Genomic DNA, 15366 nt, shown 5'->3' on the forward strand with positions numbered 1-15366 from the left:
GACGCGGGTGTGGCGCCGGCCACTCCGGAGGAACAAACCGGGCGGCCGGGGAGTTGCCGCACAGTGTGATCGACGTACCCCTGTCAGTCCTCGACCTCGCGCCCGTCGCCGCCGGCACCACCCCCGGCGAGGCCCTGCGCAACACCACCGAACTGGCCCGCCGCACCGAGGCCCTCGGCTACCAGCGGTTCTGGGTCGCCGAGCACCACAACATGCCGGCCATCGCCAGCTCCTCCCCGGCCGTGCTCCTCGCGCACATCGCCGCCCACACCTCCACCATCCGGGTCGGTTCCGGCGGCGTCATGCTGCCCAACCACGCCCCCCTCGTCGTCGCCGAACAGTTCGGCACCCTCGAGGCGCTGCACCCCGGCCGGGTCGACCTCGGCATCGGCCGCGCCCCCGGCACCGACCAGGGCACCGCGCTCGCCCTGCGCCGCACCGCCGACGGCCTGTCCGCCGAGGACTTCCCCCAGGAACTGGCCTCCCTGATCGGGTACTTCACCGGCCAGGAACGCATCGTCGCCACCCCCGGCCGGGGCGACATGCCCGCGATCTGGCTCCTCGGCTCCAGCGGCTTCAGCGCCCAGCTCGCCGGCATGCTCGGCCTGCCGTTCTCCTTCGCACACCACTTCAGCGCCCAGAACACCGAACCCGCCCTGGAGCTGTACCGGCGGCACTTCCAGCCCTCCCAGTGGCTCGCCGAGCCGTACGCCATGGTCGCCGTCAGCGCGATCTGCGCCGACACCGACGAGCGCGCCGAGTGGCTGGCCGGCCCCAGCTCCCTGTCGTTCCTCAAGCTCCGCCAGGGCCGCCCGGAACCGCTGGTGTCCCCGGACGAGGCGGCGGCGTACCCGTTCACGCCCATGGAGCGGCAGTTCGTCGCCGACCGGCGCGTCGGGCAGGCCCTCGGGTCGCCGGAGACCGTGGAGCGGCAGCTGGGGGAGCTGGTGGCGCGCACCGGCGCGGACGAGCTGATGCTCACCGCGTTCGTGTACGACATCGAGGACCGGGCGCGGTCGTTCGAACTGATCGCGGGCAAGGTCCTTCGGTAGCCTGGCTCGACACTCCGGCCGCCCCTACCCGAGTCTCGCCCCAGCGCCTGATGGCCGTCCTCGGCCGGAGGTGAGGCCGGCCTCATCCGTGGCCGGAAGGCCGTCCGTGCCCCAGATCGTCGGTGTCCGACACACGTCAACGACGGGCGCCCCCTCCGTCGACATGTAAACATAGACATACGTGGCTGTCCCCGTCATGAAGGGGTCGGAGAGTGGCCGGTTTCCTCGAACAGCTTCCCGCTCTCATCGGTGTCTCGATCGGCGCCGCCGGAACCTATGTGGCCACGAGCCTGGCCGAGCGCACCCGGTGGCGGCGCGGACAGACGACCCGGTGGGACGAGCGGCGCGTCGACTCCTACACGGCGTACGCCGATGTCGTCAAAAGGATGATCTACACGGCGATGCAGGTGGCGGCAGGTCGTGGCGCCGACCTCGACGCCCACCCCATGCCGCTGGACGAGGGCCTTCTGGACCTCCGCTTCCTTGAACGGGAGCGCAGCCTTCGGTGGGAGGCCCTCCTGTTGCTGGCCGGCTCCGCGACCGGCGAGTCGGCCCGAGTCTGGCACCGGTACGTGTGGCGCCTCGAACAGTTGGCGTGCGCCAGGCAGTTCGACATCGAACAGTGGCACCGCACCATGGCAGGGGCGGTCGCGGCCCGGGAGCGCTTCTACAACGAGGCCCGCCGCGAACTCTCCATCCAGGGTCACACGCTGGCCGGCGAGCAACCGCCGTGGACGCCACGACACACCGAACACCCCCAACTGCCCAGCCCGGCCCCCCACGCGGTCACGTCCTGACGGCGCCGCCCGTCAGGGGCGGACCAGGGCGGGGCGCGAACACCCATCCACGGGAGGAAGCACTATGAAGCAGCTCCGCCAGGGAAACCTGCTCGTCCCGGTGCTCGTCGGTGTCGCGGTCGGCGTCACGTCGACCCTCGTCGCCGCGAGGGCACGGCGCCGACCGGGGAAGCCGGGCAGGTGGGACGAACGGCGTGTCGACGCATATACGGCGTACGCGGACATCGTCAAGAAGATGATCTACACGACGATGCAGGTGGCCGCCGGCCGTGGCATCAGCCTGAGCGCCCAGCCGATGCCGCTGGACGAGGGCCTCCGGGATCTCGGGAACCTGGAGGAGGAGCGCAGCCTCCGGTGGGAGACGATGCTCCTCCTCGCGGGACCGGCGACAGGAAAGGCCGCCCGGGTATGGCACCGGCACGTGTGGCGGCTGGAACAGATCGCCTGCGGCATCGACGTTGACGCCGCCGAGTGGAACAGGACCATGTCGGAGGCGATTGAGGCCCGGGAGCGGTTCTACAATGAGGCACGCCGGGAGCTGGTCATCGAGGGCGACACACTCACGGACGAACAACCGCCGTGGACACCCCGCGACACGGAGCTCCCGCAGCTGGTGAGCCCGGACCCCGTGCCCTGACCGTGCCCGGTGGCGGGAACGCGGGGCCGGCCAGGGCCGACCGCCCGATCCCGCCCCGGCCGGCCCGGTAGGGTCGATTTCCGTGAGCGCCACACTGATCGCCCAGGACCTGTCCGCCGGCCACGGCGACCGCCTGCTGTTCTCCGGCCTGGAACTCGTCGTCGCCCCCGGTGACGTCGTCGGACTCGTCGGCGTCAACGGCGCGGGCAAGTCCACCCTGCTCCGCCTCCTGGCCGGCCTCGAACCCCCGGAGGGTGGCGCGATCCGCCTCAGCCCGGCCAGCGCGCTCGTCGGTCACCTGCCCCAGGAGCCGGACCGCCGCCCGGGGGAGAGCGTCCGGGAGTTCCTGGCCCGCCGCACGGGCGTGTCGGCGGCCCAGGCCGCGATGGACGCCGCCGCCGAGGCCCTCGCCGACGACGCGCCCGGGTCCGACGACGAGTACTCCGACGCCCTGGACCGCTGGCTCGCCCTGGGCGGCGCGGACCTCGACGAACGGGCCGGCGAGGTGGCCGCCGACCTGGGCCTGGCCGTGGACCTCGACCAGGCCATGACCAGCCTCTCCGGCGGCCAGGCGGCCCGGGCGGGGCTCGCGTCGCTGCTGCTCAGCCGGTACGACATCTTCCTGCTCGACGAGCCCACGAACGACCTGGACCTCGACGGCCTGGACCGCCTGGAACGCTTCGTCACCGGCCTGCGCGCCGGCACCGTGCTGGTCAGCCACGACCGTGAGTTCCTGTCCCGCACGGTCAACAGCGTGCTGGAACTCGACCTGGCCCAGCAGCAGATCCGCCAGTACGGCGGCGGCTACGGCGCGTACCTCGAAGAGCGCGAGGTGGCCAGGAGGCACGCCCGCGAGGAGTTCGAGGAGTACGCCGACAAGCTCGAAGGTCTCCAGGGCCGCGCCCAGATGCAGCGCAACTGGATGGACCAGGGCGTCCGCAACGCCCGCCGCAAGGCGACCGACAACGACAAGATCGGCAAGAAGCTGCGCGCCGAGTCCTCCGAGAAGCAGGCCGCGAAGGCCCGCCAGACCCAGCGCGCCATCGAACGCCTCGACGTGGTCGACGAGCCCCGCAAGGAGTGGGAACTCCGGATGGAGATCGCCGCGGCCCCCCGGTCGGGCGCGGTCGTGGCCACCCTGCGCGGCGCGGTCGCCCACCGCGGCGACTTCACCCTCGGCCCCGTGGACCTCCAGATCGACTGGGCGGACCGGGTCGCCATCACCGGGGCGAACGGTTCGGGCAAGTCCACGCTGCTCGCGGCCCTCCTCGGCCGGCTGCCCCTCGACGCCGGCTCGGCCGCGCTCGGCCCGGGCGTGATCGTCGGCGAGGTCGACCAGGCCCGGGGACTGTTCCTCGGCGGCGAGCCGCTGATCGACGCGTTCTCCGCGGTGGTACCGGACCTGGCGCCGGCGGACATCCGTACCCTCCTGGCGAAGTTCGGCCTGAAGGCCGCGCACGTCACCCGCCCGGCGGCCACCCTCTCACCGGGGGAACGCACCCGCGCCGCGTTGGCCCTGCTCCAGGCGTCGGGCGTGAACCTCCTGGTCCTGGACGAGCCCACCAACCACCTCGACCTGCCGGCGATCGAGCAACTGGAGTCGGCCCTGTCCACCTACCCGGGCACGCTGCTCCTGGTCACCCACGACCGCCGCATGCTCGACGTCGTCGAGGTCAACCGCCGCATCTCGGTCACGGACGGCAAGGTCACAACCCTCTGACGGGTACTTGTGCGCCCGCCGCCCGGAGCCTCCGTCCGAAACGGTCACCCCTCGCCCAGCAACCGCTCCCGCTGCTCGGCGTACTCTTCCGCGCCCACCTTCCCGTGCCGCCGCCGCCACTCCAGGACAGCCAGGTCCTTGTCCCGGTCGAGGGCGGCCCGATCCGGCGCGGGGGCGGGGTGCAGCCGCCGGAGGTGTCCCACGACGATGCCCACGCCGGTGGCCAGGGCCGCGAAGGCGGCCAGCCACAGCATCAGCTCGAACCCGGGACTGCGCCCCGGGGCCAGTCTGGCGTCCTCGACATGATTGTGGTTCGCCGAGTCGTAGCGCACCCGCAGCTGGTCGCCGACCTCCAGTCGACTCGCGGACTCCCGGAGCCGCACCCTCCGGTCGACCGGCGGACCGACGTCCACGGTGACGGTCCTGGACTTGCCGCGACTCACGGCGACGACCGTCGCGTCGGTGATCGCCCCCCGCTCCGCGAGATCCGCCTCGATCCCCCGCTCTCGGGCGATGAGCCCACCGAGCACGGCGATTCCGGCTACGCACAACAGCACCTGGACCACCACCATGGCCAGGCTCGGCGGCTCCTTCGTTTTCTTCCCCGTTGTCGCCACCCGTCCAGGGTCGCACCGGAACCGGCCACCCCGCTGCCCGTCCCGCCGACGGCTCCCAGACACCCAACCCCTGTGACCCCTCATCCGGGTACTGGTGGGCGCACGGTGCCCGGCCTCGTTTCCCAGGTCGGATAGCCCGGGCCACGGATGTCGAGAGTGGTGGTCGAGCCGCCATCGGGGTTTCGCCGTTCACCGCCCATGGTCGTGACAAGGGTCGACGTCGCTCCGGTCGCGGTGTCCACCGCCCAGGCCGGCGGGTCACCGATCGAGTGGACGGCCTCGGTCATCACGGCCCACACCGCCCAGGCCTCCATCTCGCTCAGCAGCAGATACCGCCGTTCGACATCGATCATGAACACGAAGTGCTCCGCTGCCTGTGACCGGCTCACGGCGATCCGGGTAGGCCGTTCGCCCCAGGTCGGGGGAGCGACCATCCGCCAGACCGGCTCGGGCTCAGACATCGGTCCCGAACCTCTCGTGAAACCCGCCCACCAACAGAATCGCTCCCAGCATGAGTGATCCCTGTTCGTCGTCGCAGAACACCGCCCGGGTCCTGCCGTCGTGCCCGTGGATTCTGAGGACCTGATCCAAGGATTCCCAGATGGAGACCTGACTGACCCCGGTCAGGTTCCCGCGCCAGCGGGTCACGGTCATGCCGTCCCAGAACTGGACGCCCCAGGCCACCAGGCCAGTCCCCGAAACCCCGGACGGGTCCTCCTCGCGATACAGCCCGAAGAGCCGTGGGACCTCGCTCGGATACTCCGGAGAATCGGGTTGAACGCTCATTCGGTCGTCCTCCTGTGATCTACATGGGAGGCCCGGGACGGGCGGGGCGAACGGACCAGTAGGGAAGGGACTGATCCAACCGTTGCCCAGCGCTCGCCCCGGGCCATGTACCAATCAAAGCGACGATTCGACAGACCGGAAACGTGTGAATGGTCGTGTGAAGTGTGTGCGGGCGTATACGGCATATCGGCACCGAAACTTTCGGGGTACGGTGCTAGACGATCCGACTTGGGAGGTTGAGCGTGAGCGAGCCGAACAACCTACTCGCGAACCTGATCCTGGAGGCTGGCTGGTCCTGGGCAGGACTGGCCCGCCGGGTGAACGTCCTGGGCGACCATTTCGGCAGGAGCACCAACTACGACCACGCGTCGGTGGATCGTTGGATCAAGAAGGGCCAGTGTCCGCGTCACCCGGTACCGGCGCTCATCGCCCAGGCTCTCAGTGAGAAGCTGGGCCGCAGGGTGTCGGCTGGTGACTGCGGGATGGTCGATGCGGATGACCTGCTCAGCACCTCCTTGGAGTACTCGCACGACACGTCCTCCGCCGTCAAGACGGTCATGGATCTGGGCAGGGCGGAGATGAAGCGCAGGAGCGTCCTCGCCGCACCGTTCATCCTGGCCGCCCTGGGCCCGGCCAGCCGTGACTGGCTGCTGTCGACGTTCGACGCCGGGACCCAGCAGCGGTCGGTGCGCCACATCGGCATGACCGAGGTCGACCACATCCGCGACACGTTCCGCCACTTCCAGGAGATGGACGTCATGCGCGGCGGCGGATCCGCCCGGGGCGCACTGGTCGCCTACGTCAATGCCAACGTCATGCCGCTGGTCAACGAGACCCACACACCCGAGGTCCAGCAGGCCCTCTACGAGGCAGCCGCGGAGCAGACCTACCTTCTCGGGTGGATGGCCTACGACAACGGCCAGCACGGCCTGGCCCAGCGCTACCTGATCCAGTCGCTGCGCCTGGCAGAGGCCTCCGGGAACGTCGTCCTCGGCGCCCACGTGCTCGCCGGCATGTCCGACCAGGCGAACCTCCTGGGGCACCCGCGCGAAGCCCTCTCGCTCGCACGAGCTGGACAGCGCGGCATCACCGCCGACGACTCCCCGGCGTGCCTGGCGGACCTCCAGATCCTCGAAGGCCGAGCCCACGCCTCCCTTGGCGATGTCAGAGCGGCCTCTCAGGCTGTGGTGCGCGCGGAGCAGACCTTCGGCAGCGTCGACCACGCCAACGAACCCGAGTGGGCCCGCTTCATCGACAAGGCGTACCTGTTCGGGGAAGCCGCCCACACGTTCCGGGACCTGGACCAGCCCGACCAGATCGACCGATTCGCCGGAGAATCCGCAGCAGAGGCCAAACGCCAGGGCCGCGCCCGCCGAGGAGCTCTCAGCCACGCCGCCCTGGCCATCGGAGACCTCCACCGAGGCCAGGTCGAATCCGCCGCGGCCAAGGCCAATCGCGTGCTCCAGCTCGCCCGCCAGGTCGACTCCAGCCGGTGCACCGAAGCCGTCCGCGACCTCGACCGCCGCCTCACGGGGTACGAAAACGTCGACCAGGTCAGCGGTTTCCGTGCCCAAGCGCGCGCATTCTTCGGAACAGTCGTCTGACGAGCATGGAGGAACGAGACGTTGCCGGTCGAACGAGGACGAGTCTTCCGTGAGGCATGGATCGCCGGTGTCGGGAAGTACTTTCCTGGCGAGCCCAAGCCTGGCTATGTCACGCCGTGGGAGGAGACCCCGGAGTGGGAGCGCGAGAGCGCAGCGGCCGTCTACGACCAGGTGAGCGCGTTCATCGAGGCGACGGACGGAAAGACAGCCAAGCTCACCCGGGACCAGAAGAGTCGCTTCGTCGCGCTGTGCTGGATCGGGCAGATCTTCAAACACTTCCCGGACCCGAAGCCCGCCTATGTCGCCGACTGGGACGAGCTGCCGAAGTGGCAGCGGGAGACGGACGCCGATATCTTCGAGCGCATCGAGCGGGAGCCGCGACAGTAAGCGGGCGGTGGCTGGTGGGCGTGGGGCCACGGCGAGGGGTACACGTATGACAGTGTGCTCGGATGGCACGTGACATCGTTCTCGTCAACGGGGTGCCCGGGGCGGGCAAGAGCACCCTGGCCGCGCTGCTGGCCGTCGAACTCGGCGCGCTCGCGCTGTCCAAGGACCGGCTGAAGGAGGCCCTGGCCGATGCCGTGGCGCCAGCGTCCACTTCGGGCGTCACGGTGACCGGTCCCATCCTGGGAGCCGTCGCGATGGGCGCGGTATGGGGGCTCGCCGCGCGCCACCCCGGCACGGTACTCGTCGATTCCTGGTGGTTCCGCCCCCGCGACCTGGAACACGCCCGCGAAGGCCTGGCCACCACAGGCGCGATCTCGGCGGTGGAGATCTGGTGTGAGGTCCCGACGGAAACGGCGCGAATCCGTTGCGCGACAAGGGAAAGACACCCGGTCCACCAGGACGGCCACCGCCTGGCCACCGACTGGCCCCGCTGGGCCGCCGAGGCCGCACCGCTCGCCCTGACCCCGGTCGTCCCTGTGGACACGAGTGGCCCGGTGGACATTACGGCGGTGGCCCGGGCCGTGCGGCAGGGCCTGGGGCGCTGACACGGGAGTCGGCAGCGTCGCCGGTCCGCGCGGCGACGGCGTCCGCGCTCAAGTAGCCCCTGGCAGCCGCAGCCGCAGCCGCAGCCGCAGCCGCACGCCCGCAGCCCGCGTCCTGTGGCCGACCGCCGGCCGGGCTACAACCGACCCGCCAGGTCGGCCAGCAACAGGCCGGCGTCGGTCGGGGTCGCCCGGTACGCGATGTACTTGTCCGGCCGCACCACGAACACCCCCGACCCGCTCACCCCGTAGGCGGCCCAGGCGGCGGTCTCCTCCGGCCCGATCACCCGCGCGACCACCCGCCCCGGATATTCCAGTTCCACCCGCTCGGCCAGCCCGCCCCACTCGGTGGGCGCCCCGAACAGCAAGACCGTGTGCTGGGTACCGCGCAGCACGTCGTACACCCGCCCGGCCCCCAGTGGGGCCTCCCGGGCCCGGTCCCCGGGCGCCGGCCCGTCACCGCCACCCCCGTCCCGCGCGTTCAACGGGCTGTCCGGGTACGCGATCCGCAGCTGCGCGAACGTCCCGATCAGCCACCGCCGCACCGACTCCCGCCCGAGCACCCGCCCGGCCAGCACCGGCGCGACGTGCCCGCGCGCGAACCGCGCCACCGTCCCCTGCCCGGAGATGACGGAGAACATCCGGTCCGTGGTCCGCAGCAGCCGCTGCCCGACGGGATGCCGTTCCGCGTGGTAGCTGTCGAGGAGCTGCTCCGGCGCAGGCCCCCGCGCCGCCCGCGCCAACTTCCACGCCAGGTTGTACGCGTCCTGGATCCCCGTGTTCATCCCCTGGGCCCCGGCCGGACTGTGCACGTGGGCGGCGTCCCCGACCAGGAAGACGCGCCCGTCCCGGTACCGGGGCACGCCGCGCCGGTGCAGCCGGTACCTGCTCACCCAGTATTCCTCCACCACCCGGGCCGGCAACGGCAACCGCTCGTCCAGCATCGCCTGGAACTCGGCGCGCGTCGGCTCGGAGTAGTCCGCCGCCCCGGGAGCGGTCGCCCCCGACCCGGCCGCGCTGTGGTCCTCGGGGCCGGCGGCCCGTGCCGGACCAGTCGCGGACGGCCCGGGGCTCCGGGGGGCCTCCCCGCCGGACGGGGCGGTCTCGCGGGTGCCGACGTTGCCGAAGATGCGGAACCGGCCCGCGCCGGGCATCGCGAACGCGGCCAGGAACCCGGACCGGGACGGGAACACGTACAGGTCGCCGTCGGGCAGTTCCCAGTCGAGCCGCGCGTCGGCCATGATGAACTCCTCCGCGTACGTGGCCCCGTCGAACGGCATCCCGACCGCCGCCCGTACCGCGCTCCGCGCCCCGTCGCACCCCACCACCCAGTCGAACCGCTCGCTCCACTCCCGGGTCCCGCCGCCCGCCGGCTCGCTGTCCTCAGGCCCCAGCGGCGTCGACACCCCGCCGTGCCGGCCCTCTCCGGCCTCCGCCAGGCCGCCCCACGCGGTTCCGCCGACCGCCGGGCCCGTGCCCCAGGCCGCCCCGCCTCCGGGCCCCGCGCCCCACGCGGCCCCGCCGTCCGGACCCGCGCCCCACGAGGCCCCGGTGCCGTCCGGCTCACCCGGCCCCTCGAAACGCACGGTGACCCCGTCGGTGTCCTGGTCCAGCCCGGTCACGGTCACCCCGCGCTCGACCCCGATGCCCAGCGTCGCCAGGTGCGCGGTGAGCACGCGCTCCGTCTCGTGCTGGGACAGGCTGAACAGCCACGGGTACGCCGTCGTCGTCTCCGGTTCCGTCAACAGCCCGGACACGTCCACCCGGATCCGCCGCCGCCGGTCGAAGACGACGTTGAGGCTCTCCGCCCGGGTGCCCGCCGCCAGGGCCGCGTCCACGATCCCCATGTCGTCGAACAGTTCCAGGGTGCGCGGCTGCACGATCAGCGCCCGGGACGTGGTGGCCGGGACGGGCAGCCGGTCGACGATCCGGACGGACGCCCCGTGCCGGGCCAGCTCGGCGGCCATGGTCAGCCCGGTCGGCCCGGCCCCCACGACGAGAATGTCACCCATGTGCCCTCCCGCGTCCCATATCCCGTTTTACTCTAGCTTCCGGGAGGGGTGGGCGGGCGCGTTCGGGAACAGTCCACATCGGAGCATCGGTACTCGGATGGCGGGTTCAGGGGGTGGTCACCGTCGGGGCGTGGTGGACCGGGAAGTTCACCGAGTTGGCGATGAAGCATTTCGCGTGCGCGTCGGCGTGCAGGGCCACGGCCGTCGCCACCATCCCGGGCTCGGCGACGGTCACCCGGGGCCGCAGCAGCACCTCCGTGAAGTGGCCGCCGCCGTCCGCCGTCTCCGCCATCGTGCCCAGCGCGTCGTCGGTGTAGCCGGTCACGACGACGCCCGCCGCCGCGCACACGTGCAGGTACCACAGCAGGTGGCACTGTGACAGGGACGCGACCAGCAGCTGTTCCGGGTTCCACCGGGACGGGTCGCCCCGGAACGATGGGTCGGAGCTGCCCGCGATCCGCTGCCGGCCGGGGGCGTCGACCTCGTGGGCCCTGTCGTAGGCCCGGTAGCCGCTGGTGCCGGTGCCCCGGTCGCCGCTCCAGGTGACCGTCACGTCGTAGGTGTGGGTGGCTGTCATGTCCCCATTCTCCGGTGTCGGCCCGGGAGGACGCGGGGAGCGGTCGCGGTGGGCCCGGGTGCTGGTCCGGGGAGAGCCCGGCGGCCGGCTCGCCGGGGCCGGTGGCGGCGCGCCCGACGATTCCCCGCGACGAGAATTTCCCACAGTTACCGGCGAGTCCGTCAAGCCCCCGTCCGGCCCGTTCCTTGGCGCGCATATGTCCCAACAAGATGGACAAAGTTCACGCCGAAGTCCTGATTGGCCACCGCACAGTCGTTTCTCCGTCACCTACTGCGAGGTGACGGAGGACTTGTAGTTTGGTAGACAGTGCCGGTGACTATTTCCTATGGCCGCATTCTGGCCGGCGCGGCCGCCACCGCGATCGCCGCCACGGTCCTGTCCGCCGAACCGGCCCTCGCCGTGTCGCCGGACGTCGTGATCAGTCAGGTGTACGGCGGCGGCGGCAACTCCGGCGCCACCTACACGACCGACTACATCGAGCTGACCAACCGGGGCACCGCCCCCGTGAGCGTCGACGGCTGGAGCGTGCAGTACGCGTCGGCGGCCGGCACCTCCTGGGCGCGCACCCCGCTGACCGGCACCATCGCCCCGGGCGCGAGCTACCTGGTCGCCGAGGCGCAGGGCGCGGGCGGCACCACCCCGCTGCCGACCCCGAACGCGACCGGCACCATCGCGATGAGCGCGACCGCCGGCAAGGTCGCCCTGGTGACCAACGGTACGGCGCTGACCTGCGGCGCGGTCTGCCACGCGGCGGCCGGCGTGCGCGACTTCGTCGGCTACGGCACCGCCAACGACTTCGAGGGCGCGGGCGCGACCCCGGCCCTGTCCAACACCACCGCGGCGCTCCGCCAGGGCGCGGACACCGACAACAACGGCACGGACTTCGTGGCCGGCGCGCCCACCCCGGGCAGCGGCGGCGTCCCGCCGATCCCGGACCCCACGGCCGCCCGGGTGCACGACATCCAGGGCCGGACCCACAAGTCCGCGCTGGCCGGCAAGGTCGTCATCACGGCCGGGGTCGTCACCGCCGTGGCCGCCAACGGGTTCTGGATCCAGGACACCGCCCCCGACGCGGACCCCGCCACCAGCGAGGGCGTCTTCGTCTTCACGAGCGCGGCCCCCTCCGTCGTGGTGGGCGACGCGGTCGACGTGACCGGCAAGGTCACCGAGTTCCGGCCCGGCAACACGGCCACGAACCTCAGCACCACCGAGCTGACCAGCCCGAAGATCACCGTCACGGCCCAGGGTGTGGCCCTGCCCGAGCCGGTGCTGATCGGCCGGGGCGGCATCCTCGCCCCGACCGCGATGCGCGCCGACAACCCGGGCGACGTCGAGACCTCCGCGGCGTTCGACCCGGCCACCAACGCGCTCGACTTCTACGAGGCCCTGGAGGGCATGCGGCTGCGGCTGGTCAACCCGAAGGCGGTCGGCCCGACGACCTCCAACGGCGAGATCGCGGTCGAGGCGGTCGGCTCCGACGACCCGCGCACCGAGCGCAACGGCGTGCGGTACGACTCCTACGACCACCCGAACACCGACCGGGTCATCATCGACGACCTGCTCGCCCCGGTACCGGCCGTGAACGTCTGCGACACGCTCAAGGGCAACGTCGACGGCGTACTGGACTACTCGTTCGGCAACTTCAAGCTCCTCGTCACCGCCACCCCCGTGGTGATCCCCGGTGACCTGCAGCGCGAGGTGACCCGGGCCGCGACCGCCGACGAGCTGGCCATCGCGACGTACAACGTGGAGAACCTGGCCCCGGGCGACCCGCAGGCCAAGTTCGACCGGCTGGCGCAGGGCATCGTGGTCAACCTGGCCGCCCCGGACATCCTCGCCATCGAGGAGATCCAGGACAACTCCGGCGCGACCAGCGACGGCACCGTCTCGGCGAGCCTGACCTGGCAGAAGCTGATCGCCGCGATCACGGCGGCCGGCGGCCCGGCGTACAGCTACCGGTCCATCGACCCGGTGAACAACGCCGACGGCGGCCAGCCCGGCGGCAACATCCGCACCGGCTTCCTGTTCCGCACCGACAAGGGTCTGTCCTTCGTGGACCGGCCGGGCGGCGACGCGACCACCCCGGTCGGCGTGACCGCCGGTGCGGCGGGCGGCGCGGCGCTGACCGTGTCCCCGGGCCGGATCGACCCGGCGAACACCGTGTGGAGCGCGTCCCGCAAGCCCCTCGCGGGCGAGTTCGCGTACCGCGGGAAGACGTACTTCGTGGTGGCCAACCACTTCAACTCGAAGGGTGGCGACCAGCCGCTGTTCGGCCGGTTCCAGCCGCCGACCCGCTCCTCGGAGACCCAGCGGCACGGCCAGGCCACGGCGGTGCGGGCGTTCGTCGACAGCGTTCGCGCCATCGACGCCAAGGCCAACGTCGTCGTCCTCGGCGACATCAACGACTTCGCGTTCTCCCAGACCACGAACATCCTGGTCGGCGACGGGTTCCTGGTGGACCTGCCGCAGAAGGTGACCGCGCGGCAGAGCTACACCTACGTGTTCGACGGCAACTCGCAGGTCCTCGACCACATCCTGGTGTCCCGGCCGCTGTACCTGGCCGGCGAGGACTACGACATCGTGCACATCAACAGCGAGTTCGCGGACCAGGCGTCCGACCACGACCCGCAGGTGATCCGGCTCGCGACCCCGCAGCCGTAACACCCCACGAGAGGGGGCCGCGCCGTTTCGGTGCGGCCCCTTTCCGATGGGTACGAGGGGAGCCGGGCCCCGGCCGCACGCGCGCACGCTCGGGCTGTGCGGACATCGGCCCGCCCGGGACCCGCCGATCCCCGCTACTCCTCGATCGCGCCGCCGACCGACCGCAGGTGCTCGCGGAACGTCAGGGTCGGCTCGGCGCGGCGGCGCGCCAGGTACCCGTCGAATCCGACCTGGGAGCGCAGCGACTCCCCGCCCCGGATCCGGTCGGCCTGCCGGCGCTCGGTGTCGCGGATGCCCTCGGCGAGGGTGAACAGCTCCCCGGCCCGGTCGGCCGGCACGAACAGCACCCCGTCGTCGTCGCCCAGCACCAGGTCCGCGCGCCCCACGGTCCAGTCGCCCACCGTGGCGGACTCCAGGGCGTCCTTCGGCTGCGGGTCCAGGCGCTGCGGGCCGGTGGACAGGGTCCCGGCGCTGAAGACCGGCAGGCCGATCGCGCGGATGTCGGCGCTGTCGCGGTGCAGGCCCCAGATCACGATCCCGGTCAGGCCGGCGGCCTGCGCCTCCAGGGCCACCAGGTCGCCGACGCAGCTCTCGTCGACCCGACCGCCGTTGTCGACGACGAGCACGTCGCCGGGCGCGGCCTCCTCGAACGCCTCCAGGAAGACGTCCACGCTGCCGACGTGCCGCGCGGGGGCGACCCGGCCGGCGACCCGGGTGCCCTGTTCCACCGCGCGGGTGCCCGCCGGGGCGCACCGCACCGGGACCTGCGCGCGGATGCAGGCGTCCGCCAGGTGCGCGGTGGTCAGTGCCGCGAACCGGTGCCGAAGTTCCTCGTGGTCCATGCTCGTCCTCTCAGGTCCGGGCCGCCAGGGGGCCACCGGTGCGGCCCCCTGCCGATGATGTCACCCGGATCCCGACGACGCCGACCACGGAGCCTCCGCGCGCCGACCGACGTCCACGCCACCGGCGCCGCGCGGGAGGGGGGCGCGCGCCGGCTCCATTGTGGGGTGACTGCGGTACCGCGAAAGGGATGTTTGTGAAAGGTTTTCATGTAGTGACGGTCTTCGTTTGCCGGGCGGCCCCGCCGGGTAGGGAGCGGGCATGAGCAGCGCACCCGGGCCGCACGCCCACATGCCGTCGGACGTCACCAGAAAGGTCGGCGTGTTCGACCACTTCGCCGACGCGGCCGCCCGTTTCGCCTCCAAGGCCTGGTTCTTCGCCCTGTGCGTGCTCCTCGTCCTGGTCTGGGCCCCGTCCTACTTCCTGATCGGCAACCTCGACACCTGGCAGCTGATCATCAACACGGCCACCACGATCGTCACGTTCCTGATGGTCGCGCTCCTGCAGAACACCCAGAGCCGCAACGACCGCGCCGTGCAGGACAAACTCAACGCCATCGCCGACGGGCTCGCCGATCTGATGGCGGCGCAGGCCGAGCACACCGACACGCCCCAGCTCCGGCACGACATGCTCGAACTCCGCGAGTCCGTGGGGCTGGAGGACAGGGAGAGCACCGGCTAGCCGCTCGGCGCCGGGACCCGCGCCGCCGGGCATGGTCCGGCTCCGCCACCCGCGCCGCTACGCGTGGTCCGGCGCCGCCACCCGCGCCGCTACGCGTCGTCCGGCTCCGCCACCCGCTGCGCCGGGTGCTCCACCAGGGCCAGGATCCGGCTCGCCATGAACCGGGCGGTGCGCACCGTCGTGCCGCCCCGGGTCACCTCGGACACCTCGACCACGCCCCGGCCCACCGACACCTCGACCCGTCGGCCGGCCCGGGTCGCCACCACCTCGTACGTCCGCGAGCCGCTACCCGCATCGATGACTACCTCTACCCGGTCGCCCTTCATGCCTCCAGTATGCCCGCCCCGGAGCCCCGCCGCGCCCTCGAAAAAGCGCAGCTCAGGAACCCTGTGA

General features: G+C 72.0%; 16 protein-coding genes. 9 read left to right on the forward strand and 7 right to left on the reverse strand.

Translation table 11 applies throughout. The features are described 5' to 3' along the window. Positions 1-65: 65 nt before the first annotated feature. The 4 genes from PT931_RS27855 to PT931_RS27870 all read left to right on the forward strand — a co-directional run bounded on the left by PT931_RS27855 (position 66) and on the right by PT931_RS27870 (position 4206). Complete coding sequence (locus PT931_RS27855) at positions 66-1052, forward strand: LLM class flavin-dependent oxidoreductase (RefSeq protein ID WP_456248671.1); 987 nt, start codon at positions 66-68, stop codon at positions 1050-1052. 212 nt (positions 1053-1264) lie between these two features. Continuing rightward, positions 1265-1849, forward strand: coding sequence for a hypothetical protein (locus PT931_RS27860; RefSeq protein ID WP_456248672.1), 585 nt, complete (start codon positions 1265-1267; stop codon positions 1847-1849). A 64-nt stretch (positions 1850-1913) separates the two neighbouring features. Next, entirely contained in the window at positions 1914-2486 is a 573-nt protein-coding gene (locus tag PT931_RS27865; RefSeq protein ID WP_456248673.1) for a hypothetical protein, read from the forward strand. An 82-nt stretch (positions 2487-2568) separates the two neighbouring features. Next, positions 2569-4206 (forward strand): ABC-F family ATP-binding cassette domain-containing protein, encoded by a 1638-nt coding sequence (locus tag PT931_RS27870; RefSeq protein ID WP_456248674.1) that lies wholly within the window; start codon positions 2569-2571, stop codon positions 4204-4206. 44 nt (positions 4207-4250) lie between these two features. On the opposite strand, the gene PT931_RS27875 is transcribed toward PT931_RS27870, so the two are convergent. From PT931_RS27875 to PT931_RS27885, 3 genes are all read right to left on the reverse strand, one after another. After that, positions 4251-4823, reverse strand: coding sequence for a hypothetical protein (locus PT931_RS27875; RefSeq protein ID WP_456248675.1), 573 nt, complete (start codon positions 4821-4823; stop codon positions 4251-4253). A gap of 80 nt (positions 4824-4903) precedes the next feature. Next, positions 4904-5182: a hypothetical protein gene (locus PT931_RS27880; protein WP_456248676.1), complete on the reverse strand. Its 279-nt coding sequence runs from the start codon at positions 5180-5182 to the stop codon at positions 4904-4906. Between the two features lie 94 nt (positions 5183-5276). Beyond that, a complete protein-coding gene (locus PT931_RS27885; protein ID WP_456248677.1) occupies positions 5277-5609 on the reverse strand; it encodes a hypothetical protein in 333 nt (110 codons plus the stop codon). Between the two features lie 242 nt (positions 5610-5851). Between PT931_RS27885 and PT931_RS27890 the strand changes: the two genes are divergently transcribed. The 3 genes from PT931_RS27890 (at position 5852) to PT931_RS27900 (ending at position 8205) form a co-directional block, all read left to right on the forward strand. Next, the gene (locus PT931_RS27890) at positions 5852-7213 is read left to right on the forward strand and encodes a hypothetical protein (RefSeq protein WP_456248678.1); all 1362 of its coding nucleotides are present in this window, start codon (positions 5852-5854) and stop codon (positions 7211-7213) included. 21 nt (positions 7214-7234) lie between these two features. Continuing rightward, positions 7235-7600, forward strand: coding sequence for a hypothetical protein (locus tag PT931_RS27895; protein WP_456248679.1), 366 nt, complete (start codon positions 7235-7237; stop codon positions 7598-7600). A 62-nt stretch (positions 7601-7662) separates the two neighbouring features. Next, complete coding sequence (locus PT931_RS27900) at positions 7663-8205, forward strand: AAA family ATPase (protein ID WP_456248680.1); 543 nt, start codon at positions 7663-7665, stop codon at positions 8203-8205. Between the two features lie 134 nt (positions 8206-8339). Here PT931_RS27900 and PT931_RS27905 read toward each other — a convergent pair whose 3' ends face one another. Together PT931_RS27905 and PT931_RS27910 are read right to left on the reverse strand one after the other, a co-directional pair. Further along, positions 8340-10214, reverse strand: coding sequence for an FAD-dependent monooxygenase (locus PT931_RS27905; RefSeq protein WP_456248681.1), 1875 nt, complete (start codon positions 10212-10214; stop codon positions 8340-8342). A 106-nt stretch (positions 10215-10320) separates the two neighbouring features. Further along, complete coding sequence (locus PT931_RS27910; protein ID WP_456248682.1) at positions 10321-10791, reverse strand: OsmC family protein; 471 nt, start codon at positions 10789-10791, stop codon at positions 10321-10323. A gap of 312 nt (positions 10792-11103) precedes the next feature. Here PT931_RS27910 and PT931_RS27915 point away from each other — a divergent pair, with 312 nt between their 5' ends. Then, positions 11104-13452, forward strand: a complete 2349-nt coding sequence (locus tag PT931_RS27915; RefSeq protein WP_456248683.1) for a lamin tail domain-containing protein — start codon at positions 11104-11106, stop codon at positions 13450-13452. Positions 13453-13586: 134 nt separating this feature from the next. Here the strand turns inward: PT931_RS27915 and PT931_RS27920 are convergent, their stop codons facing one another. After that, a complete protein-coding gene (locus PT931_RS27920) occupies positions 13587-14294 on the reverse strand; it encodes an RraA family protein (protein WP_456248684.1) in 708 nt (235 codons plus the stop codon). Between the two features lie 259 nt (positions 14295-14553). Here PT931_RS27920 and PT931_RS27925 point away from each other — a divergent pair, with 259 nt between their 5' ends. Then, a complete protein-coding gene (locus tag PT931_RS27925) occupies positions 14554-14973 on the forward strand; it encodes a low affinity iron permease family protein (RefSeq protein ID WP_456248685.1) in 420 nt (139 codons plus the stop codon). Between the two features lie 89 nt (positions 14974-15062). Here PT931_RS27925 and PT931_RS27930 read toward each other — a convergent pair whose 3' ends face one another. Then, a complete protein-coding gene (locus PT931_RS27930; protein WP_363723767.1) occupies positions 15063-15299 on the reverse strand; it encodes a hypothetical protein in 237 nt (78 codons plus the stop codon). Between the last annotated feature and the right edge of the window lie 67 nt (positions 15300-15366).

This window comes from Longispora urticae, assembly GCF_053902585.1.